Origin of the sequence: Acinetobacter sp. Colony158 (genome assembly GCF_019264745.1) — a bacterium.
GTDB lineage: Bacteria > Pseudomonadota > Gammaproteobacteria > Pseudomonadales > Moraxellaceae > Acinetobacter > Acinetobacter ursingii.
In genome coordinates this window covers 3,328,453-3,334,696 of sequence record NZ_CP078523.1, presented here as the reverse complement: position 1 = coordinate 3,334,696, position 6,244 = coordinate 3,328,453, and the positions used below count along the sequence as shown (strand labels likewise).

The 6,244-nt window shown below is 39.4% G+C and carries 5 protein-coding genes; 4 read left to right on the top strand and 1 reads right to left on the bottom strand.

Annotated elements, in window-relative coordinates; genetic code table 11:
- Positions 1-155: 155 nt before the first annotated feature.
- Positions 156-2,357, bottom strand: coding sequence for a bifunctional 23S rRNA (guanine(2069)-N(7))-methyltransferase RlmK/23S rRNA (guanine(2445)-N(2))-methyltransferase RlmL (gene rlmKL / locus JR005_RS13575; RefSeq protein WP_218665285.1), 2,202 nt, complete (start codon positions 2,355-2,357; stop codon positions 156-158).
- A 143-nt stretch (positions 2,358-2,500) separates the two neighbouring features.
- Here rlmKL and JR005_RS13570 point away from each other — a divergent pair, with 143 nt between their 5' ends.
- The 4 genes from JR005_RS13570 to JR005_RS15050 all read left to right on the top strand — a co-directional run.
- Positions 2,501-3,517 carry an aspartate carbamoyltransferase catalytic subunit gene (locus JR005_RS13570; protein ID WP_005003795.1) on the top strand — a complete coding sequence of 339 codons (1,017 nt, stop codon included), beginning with the start codon at positions 2,501-2,503 and terminating at the stop codon, positions 3,515-3,517.
- A gap of 11 nt (positions 3,518-3,528) precedes the next feature.
- On the top strand, positions 3,529-4,764 hold the full coding sequence (locus tag JR005_RS13565) for a dihydroorotase (RefSeq protein ID WP_218665284.1): 1,236 nt from the start codon (positions 3,529-3,531) through the stop codon (positions 4,762-4,764).
- 151 nt (positions 4,765-4,915) lie between these two features.
- Complete coding sequence (locus tag JR005_RS13560) at positions 4,916-5,935, top strand: DUF1311 domain-containing protein (protein ID WP_218665283.1); 1,020 nt, start codon at positions 4,916-4,918, stop codon at positions 5,933-5,935.
- 94 nt (positions 5,936-6,029) lie between these two features.
- A partial coding sequence (locus JR005_RS15050; RefSeq protein ID WP_228731713.1) for an NAD(P)-binding domain-containing protein occupies positions 6,030-6,244 on the top strand: 215 nt, incomplete at its 3' end.

Sequence of the window (6,244 nt, the reverse complement as noted above, 5' to 3'; positions counted from 1 at the left end):
CCTTATGAAGAAAAAGTCCGTATGGATAAGCTTAATTTAATTGGACCACAGCTTGGTAATGCCAAAGGGGATGTTACGATTACCATCAATAAATAAAGCCCATTGAAATTTCAACAGGCTTTATTAAATGGATTACATTTTCTCAAAACATAGGTTTAGTTCGGTAGATGCTGAATTTTCCAAGCACGGTGAATTTTTTGATTTCGTTTAAAATCAGGGCCAATCGTATCGTGGGTGATTTCTTCAGCATCAAACAGGGCTTCGATTTCTTCGTCAAGTTCAAAACCACGATAGTTATTGGAAAAATATAATGTTCCTTCATTACTTAAACGATTCATGGCTCGTTTAAGTAATGACACATGATCACGTTGAATATCAAAAGTGCCATAAAACTTTTTAGAGTTTGAAAATGTTGGTGGGTCAATAAAGATCAAGTCATATTGTTCATGACCTTCTTTGAGCCATTCAAAACAGTCACTGGCAAAGAACATATGTTGTTCATCAGCATGGTCAACTGTGAGACCATTTAAAACAAAATTTTCTTTTGACCAATTCAAATAAGTATTGGATAAATCTACGCTCGTCGTGCTGGCTGCGCCACCCAATGCGGCATGCAAGCTTGCAGTCGAAGTATAACTAAACAGATTCAAGAAGTGCTTACCGCGTGCTTCTTTAGCAATGCGCAAACGCATTTGTCTATGATCCAGAAACAAACCAGTATCCAGATAATCTGTTAAGTTGACTAAAATCTTGGCTTGACCTTCCTGAACAATAAAACGCTTAGATGCAGTGCTTTGTTTAGTGTATTGGCTTTTACCTTCCTGACGCGCACGAGTTTTAATAAATATCGCTTCGCGAGATAACCCTGTTACTGCACGAATGGCAGCCAATGCTAAATTAAAACGTTTCTTGGCTTTTTCAGGATCAATGGTTTTCGGTGGTGCGTATTCCTGAACGTGTAAGCGATCGCCGTATAAATCTACTGCCACATTAAAATCAGGCAAATCGGCATCATAAAGGCGTAAACAGAACACTTGTTCTTTTGTAGCCCATTTTTTCAAGGCAGACATATTCTTTTGTAAGCGATTGGCAAAATCTTGTGCGCCTTCAATTTCGACAGGATCAGCATGCCAAGTTACTAAAAACGGCTGGTGATTGGCGACAGGTTTAACTTGACCAAAACGAATGTAAATAGGCAATTTACCATTCATTAAGCGTAAGGTTTCTGGGTCGCTCAATGCCAATACATCAGCTTGCTCAATCTGTGCTGCAATCACGGCAGCATGCTGATTCGGAAAATGTTGTTGTAATAGGGCAGATAAACCTAAATAAAAAGCACGGTTTGAGGCTTTATCGCCAAGACGTTCGCCGTATGGTGGATTGGTTACCACGAAAGCCTTGTTATAGGTGTTTTCAAAAGATGGCCAGTCTGCAAGTGGACGTTCTTCAATCTGGATTTGATCTAATAATTTTTCAAAACCTGCCGCAATAATATTTTGGCGCGTCGCTTTTACGGCTTCCCAGTCTGCATCAAAAGCATAAAATTTGGGTAGGGTTTTTTCTAAAGCGACCTCATGACGCTGCGCAGCCTCGGCTTTAATCTCAAGCCAGAGTTCACGATCATGTCCATGCCAACCATTAAAGCCAAAACGACGAACTAAACCAGGTGCGCGATCGGTCAAAATCATCAAAGATTCAATAATAAAGGTACCCGAACCACACATTGGATCGAGAATTAAATCGGGTTGTAATTGTTCTAATTTAGCTTTTTGTAAAATTGCGGCTGCCAGATTTTCTTTAATCGGTGCTTCGGTCATATAGTGACGATAGCCGCGCTTATGTAAGGAATCACCTGATAAGTCTAAGCAAAAGGTGTGTTCGGTTTTACCCGCCAATACAAACAAGGTAATTTCGGGTTGTTTGGTATCAATGCTAGGACGACGGCCAACGGCTTCCATAAAGGAATCGACTACACCGTCTTTCGTTCTAAGGGTTGCAAACTGAGTATTGACTTTAATTTCACGTTCGACATGCAAACGGATGGCAAAGGTACTTTGAGGTGCAAAAATCAGTGACCAATCAAAATTTAAAGCCCCTTCGTACAGTTCTTCTGCAACATCACGGGCATCATGACTAAATTCGATCTCGTAGGTATGAATTGGTTTGAGTACGCGTGACGCTAGACGCGACCACATACAAATTCGGTAAGCTTGTTCAAGCGACCCTTGGAAAATGAGACGACCTGCAAAGCGTTCAGTCTGCTCGATGCCTAAACCTTGTAATTCTTGTTGCAATAAGGTTTCCAGTCCATCTGCACAGGTAACCCAATATGTAGAAAGACGTTGCGGTGAATTCATTCAATTTTCCAAGAGCAGCTAAAGCAATCGGTTATTTTAGCGTATTTTCAAGGGGAAAACTTGTTCATTTGCCTAAAACTTCAACTGCCCGATTGAGAAAAATATCTGTATAATGCCTTAACTTAACGTCTAAGGAATCTCTCATGCACTTGGCGGCATTGCATACACCGAGTCAGATTCAGCTCAATCAGCAGGGCAATTTAAAACACTTTTTGACCATCGAAGGTCTTTCCAAAGAAACGCTTACAAAAATTCTCGATACCGCGCAATCTTTTATAAATGATCAAAATCAGTTGATCACCACGCCATTACTTGAAGGGCGTACCGTGATGAATTTATTTTTTGAAAATTCTACCCGTACACGTACTACTTTTGAGGCGGCAGCGAAACGTTTGTCTGCCAATGTGTTGAATATTGATATTGCACGTTCAAGTACCTCTAAAGGGGAAACCTTGCGAGATACACTCTGGAACTTGGAAGCAATGGCGGCAGATATCTTTGTGGTACGTCATTCCTCTTCAGGTGCGGCACATTTTATTGCTAAGGATGTCTGTCCAAATCTAGCGATTATTAATGCAGGCGATGGACGCCACGCTCATCCAACGCAAGCAATGCTGGATATGCTGACTATTCGTCGTGATACCCATAAACCTTTTGAAGAACTCAGCGTTGCAATTATTGGTGATATTAAACATTCTCGTGTTGCGCGTTCAGATATTGCGGCTTTGCAGACTTTGGGCTGTCAAGATATTCGCGTGATTGCACCAAATACTTTATTGCCAGTTGGTTTTAGTGAATATGGTGATCATGTTCGCCTATTTAATAAAATGGACGAAGGCGTTAAAGATTGTGACGTGATCATTGCTTTACGTATTCAAAATGAACGAATTGATTCGCCTGCATTGTCTTCTCAAGCAGAATTTTATCGTATGTATGGACTGAATCAAGAACGTTTGGCGTTGGCGAAACCAGATTGTATTGTGATGCATCCGGGGCCAATGAATCGTGGTGTTGAGATTGATTCCAGTATTGCCGATGGCCCACGTTCTGTAATTTTGCATCAGGTGACTAATGGTATTGCGGTGCGAATGGCAGTTCTGGCACTCACAATGCAAGGGCAGTTACAGCAACAGGGTTTAATCGAAGCAATCGCGGTATAAGGGTCAACATTATGAGCAATATCAAACTTGAAAATGTCCGTTTACTTGATCCTGTAGAGAAAATTGACCTAATTACAACTGTTTATTTAAAAAACGGTAAACGTGTTGAATCACTTGAGCATATTGATGAAAGTATCGATGCACAAGGCAAATGGTTGATGCCGACCATGGTCGATTTATGCGCGCGTGTACGCGAGCCGGGTCAACAACAGCATGGTACTTTGAAGTCTGAAGGTAAGGCTGCACGTGAAAATGGTATTTTGCACGTGATTACGCCGCCAGATTCTAAACCAATCGTGCAGGACAATGGTGCCTTGATTCACGGCTTAATTGAGAAAGCATGGACAGATGGACAGTTTCATTTACACATTATTGGTGCGCAGACCCAAGGCTTAATGGGTAAACAACCTGCGAATATGGCGGCACTTAAAAAGGGTGGCTGTACCGCCGTGTCAAATGCCAATGCATCTTTTGAAGATGATGATGTGGTGATTCGTACACTGGAATATGCAGCAGGTTTGGGCTTAACTGTAGTGTTTTATCCAGAAGAAGCGCAAATAGCCAAAGATGGCTGCGTGCATGAAGGTTTTATCGCTTCACGTCAGGGTTTGCCAATGATTCCTGCAATTGCAGAAACTATTGCGATTGCGAAATACCTGATTATGATTGAAGCCACAGGCGTTCGTGCACATTTTGGTCTTATTTCTTCTGGAAAATCCATTGAACTGATTGAAGCGGCTAAAGCCAAAGGCTTACCAGTCACGGCTGATGTTGCGATGCATCAGTTACATTTAACTGAATCCTTAATTGATGGCTTTAATTCATTGGCTCATGTACGTCCACCTTTGCGTTCTGAACAAGATAAACAACAATTACGTCAAGCAGTAAAATCAGGTGTCATTGATGCCATTTGTACGCATCATGAACCGTTGAGTAGTTCTGCCAAAATGATGCCATTTGCAGAAACATTACCGGGGATTAGTGCTTTTGATACCTATGTATCTTTGGGTGTTCAATTGGTCAAAGAAGGATTGTTTGAACCACTTGAGTGGGTAGAGAAAGTGACCATAGCACCTGCTCAAGTTGCGAATATGTTAGAGCGTTGGCAGGCTGAAAAAGGCTGGGTATTAGTTGATCCTGATTTACAGTGGACATTAGAAAAGAAAAGTATTCTGTCTAGTGGTAAAAATACACCACTTTTAAATCAGACTTTGACTGGAAAAGTAGTACAGACGTTCTTAATTTAAATTTTAAACGATCTTAAAAAAACTCGGTAAAATCATAGCCGAGTTTTTTATTGGATGAATAAATAAAAATAGAATAAAAACTCGATTTTTAGTGATAAAGATGATTAAAATATGCTCGCTATAAATAATGACAAACAATTAGTGGAAAGCGATGAAAAAATTTATCATTTTAACAACTTTATCAACTGCAATTTTATTTAGTGGCTGTGACTACTTTAAAAATAAGAAAACCGAGAATCAGGCTCAGGATGTTGCAGATTTTAGTTGTACTAATCAGGATAATCTTAATCAAATACAGGATTATTTAAAGTCTGAATATATTAAAGCTCTTGAAAAAAGTTTGCGTCAATCCTCAGAATATTATGAAGCTGACCGTACTCTGTTAGAAAAGATTAATAAAGGACTTCGATTTGAAATTAAAACCATTCGAACTTTGACAGAAGATCCTAAAACAGCAACCGAGCTCAACTGTGAAAGCCAATTGGTGGTGCATTTTCCAAAAGGGTTAATGCAACGTGCAGAAAATGCCTATCAAGCCTATATTGAGAATAGTGAAGGAGATGGCTATGCTACTGTAAAAGATTATCTGGATAATAATGAATCAGGGTTGTCAGTAACGAATGATGAATTGCGTGGTAATTTATTATATGACATTACCAAGACTGATAAAGAAGGCATAAGTTTAAGTGTTCAAAATCAAAAAGAGATATTAGAGGGCGTTGCTTTTATCACTGAGCAAGCAGTTTTATTTGAAAGTTATATAGAAAAAAATAAACAATATCAATCTATGATTCAGGATAATGATCAGAAAGAAGCTGCTCAATATAATCTGGCAAAACAAGCGATGGATATCCGAAAAAAAGAGCTGGATGCTGAAAAACAGAAACAGGTAGAACGTTTAAATCAAGCTTGGGACAATTTGACTGAAGAACAGCGAGAACAACTTAAACAAGATCAAACGGACTGGTTTGAAAAACGTGATATTGATTGTAAAGTTCTTGCACAAAAGTCTGCCCATGAAATTCCTGAAAAAGAAAAGGAAACTTATCAAAAACAATCTGATTACTGGGATCAGGCTTTGAACGATCAAAATACAGAAATGCAATACACCAAATGTTTTAATCAGCGAACCATTGAACGTATTGTCTATTTAAATAACGTATTTAACTAATTTTGCATCTTTTAAATTGATACAGGTAAAGGGCGATTGATTCGCCCTTTGTTTATTGGCATGCTTAAGCTTATTGCGATCAATGAGTTGAGTTATGCGGATTAGTTTTGTGGGTTCAGGCAAAGTGGCAACACATTTGGCCAAAACATTTGCATCTCAGCATCAAATTGTTCAAATCATGAGTCGTAATCTCGAACACGCAAAAAAGCTTGCCGAGCAGGTTGGAGCACAAGCGATTGATGATATAAAACAATTGAATTCAGAAATAGATTTAGTTGTTCTTGCAGTGAGTGATCAGGCTATTGCAAC

Coding starts and splice junctions, on each gene's coding strand:
- JR005_RS13565 (WP_218665284.1), top strand. CDS start 3,529: ATGAGCAATATCAAACTTGAAAATGTCCGTTTACTTGATCCTGTAGAG.
- JR005_RS13570 (WP_005003795.1), top strand. CDS start 2,501: ATGCACTTGGCGGCATTGCATACACCGAGTCAGATTCAGCTCAATCAG.
- JR005_RS13560 (WP_218665283.1), top strand. CDS start 4,916: ATGAAAAAATTTATCATTTTAACAACTTTATCAACTGCAATTTTATTT.
- rlmKL (WP_218665285.1), bottom strand. CDS start 2,357: ATGAATTCACCGCAACGTCTTTCTACATATTGGGTTACCTGTGCAGAT.